At 66.5% G+C, this 1824-nt stretch carries 3 protein-coding genes; 2 read left to right on the top strand and 1 reads right to left on the bottom strand.

Annotation, left to right across the window (positions count from 1 at the left end):
- Positions 1-565, bottom strand: a 565-nt coding sequence (gene mnmA / locus ABYB95_RS22830; protein WP_372662432.1) for a tRNA 2-thiouridine(34) synthase MnmA, incomplete at its 3' end; no start/stop codon positions are given.
- Between the two features lie 160 nt (positions 566-725).
- Between mnmA and ABYB95_RS22825 the strand changes: the two genes are divergently transcribed.
- Positions 726-1523: a dioxygenase gene (locus ABYB95_RS22825; RefSeq protein ID WP_372662429.1), complete on the top strand. Its 798-nt coding sequence runs from the start codon at positions 726-728 to the stop codon at positions 1521-1523.
- A 22-nt stretch (positions 1524-1545) separates the two neighbouring features.
- Positions 1546-1824, top strand: a 279-nt coding sequence (locus ABYB95_RS22820; protein ID WP_372662426.1) for a hypothetical protein, incomplete at its 3' end; no start/stop codon positions are given.

Here is a 1824-nt window from a genome sequence, read left to right as displayed (position 1 = left end):
TGGGCAGGCCGATCTCGGCCGCGATGCGGCGCACCTCGGTCTTGTGCAGTTCTCCCACCGGAAACAGCGTCCTGGACAACTGGGCCTGATTCAGCCGATGCAGGAAGTAACTCTGGTCCTTGGACGGGTCCAGGCCCTTGAGCAACTCATATAGGCCGCTGTCCGGGTTCTGACGTACACGGGCGTAATGGCCGGTGGCAATCTTGTCGGCGCCGACCCGCATCGCATGGTCGAGAAATGCCTTGAACTTGATCTCGGCGTTGCACAGGATGTCCGGGTTGGGTGTGCGCCCGGCCTGGTACTCGCGCAGAAATTCGGCAAACACCCGGTCCTTGTATTCGGCGGCAAAGTTGACGTGTTCGATCTCGATACCGATCACATCGGCCACCGCCGCAGCGTCCACGAAATCGATGTTGCTGGAGCAATATTCGCTGTCGTCGTCGTCTTCCCAGTTCTTCATGAAGATGCCGATGACCTCATAGCCCTGCTCTTTCAGCAGGTGCGCACTCACCGCAGAGTCCACGCCGCCGCTCAAGCCCACCACCACACGCTGTTTGTTTGCCATGGGGGGATTATCCCGCCGACCGCGAAGGGCGCTGGTCCGCAGGGCCATCGTTCCATGGCTTTGTTTATGGCGACCGTGTGTTTCGAACGGTCCACACCCTCGGTGCTTTTACATTGGCCTATGTGCTGGGCCTAAACCTGCACGCCACGAGGACTTTTCCATGACCCACTTGCCCACACTCTTCATTTCGCACGGATCGCCCACTTTTGCGATCGATCCCGGCACCGCCGGCCCGGCCTTGATGGCTTTGGGTGAGCGCCTGCCCCGCCCGAGCGCCGTGCTGGTGGTGTCGCCGCACTGGATGACGCGCGAGCCGCGTGTGGCCACCACCGCCGCGCCCGAAACGGTGCACGATTTCGGCGGTTTTCCACCGGCGCTCTACCAGCTGAACTACCCCGCCCCGGGTCATCCGGCGTTGGCGGCGCGCGCCGTTGAGGTGTTGCGCGCGGCGGGCTGGGCGGCCGAGCCCGATGCGCAATGGGGTCTGGACCACGGCGCCTGGGTGCCCATGCGCTACCTGTTTCCGCACGCCGATGTGCCGGTGTTCCAGGTGTCCTTGCCCGCGCGGCTGGACGGTGCCAGGGCCTATGCCTTCGGTCAGGCCTTGGCGCCGCTGGCCGACGAGGGCGTTCTCATCGTCGGCTCGGGCAGCCTGACCCACAACCTCTACGAGGTTCAGCGCGACCACGGCCTGGCGGCGGACTACGCCACCGAGTTCGCGGCCTGGATCGCGCAGGCCGTCTTGGGCCGCGACCACGCCCGCCTGCAGCAAACCATGGCGCTGGCGCCGCACGCGCAGCGCGCCCATCCCACGCCCGAACACCTGTGGCCGCTGATGGTGGCAGCGGGCGCAGCCGGTGCCCAGGCACCGGCCACCCGCATCGAAGGCGGTGTGGTGCATGGCGTGTTGTCGATGGACGCATTCCTGTGGGGAACCCTGCCAGCGCAGGCGGCCTGAGGCCGGACCCCGGCTGCGCGCCATGCCAGACCGTTCGTTTGATCCACGGCCCACCATCCGCCTCGACATCGGTGCGGACGAGACCTGCCTGCGCGTGCAAACGCCGGGTGCTGACGCGCGCGTGTTCCGCCTAGCGGTGGGGTGCAGCGGCCTGTTCGCCGGGCGCGACGCCAGCGGCGTGCCCACGCCACTGGCCATTGAGCAGGCGATACAAACCGTGGAAGATCAGATCGAGCGGGTGCAGCGCCACATGCCCCGTGATGCCGATGGGGTGGCGTCGGCGCGCACACTGGCGCCGCTG

It is taken from the genome of Hydrogenophaga sp. (genome assembly GCF_041633695.1).
GTDB lineage: Bacteria > Pseudomonadota > Gammaproteobacteria > Burkholderiales > Burkholderiaceae_C > Hydrogenophaga.
The sequence above is the reverse complement of the archived record's forward strand: the minus strand, read 5'-3'. Positions and strand labels throughout refer to the sequence as shown.

Bases quoted from the DNA above. Each gene is read 5' to 3' on its own strand.
- ABYB95_RS22825 (WP_372662429.1), top strand. From the start codon at position 726: ATGACCCACTTGCCCACACTCTTCATTTCGCACGGATCGCCCACTTTT.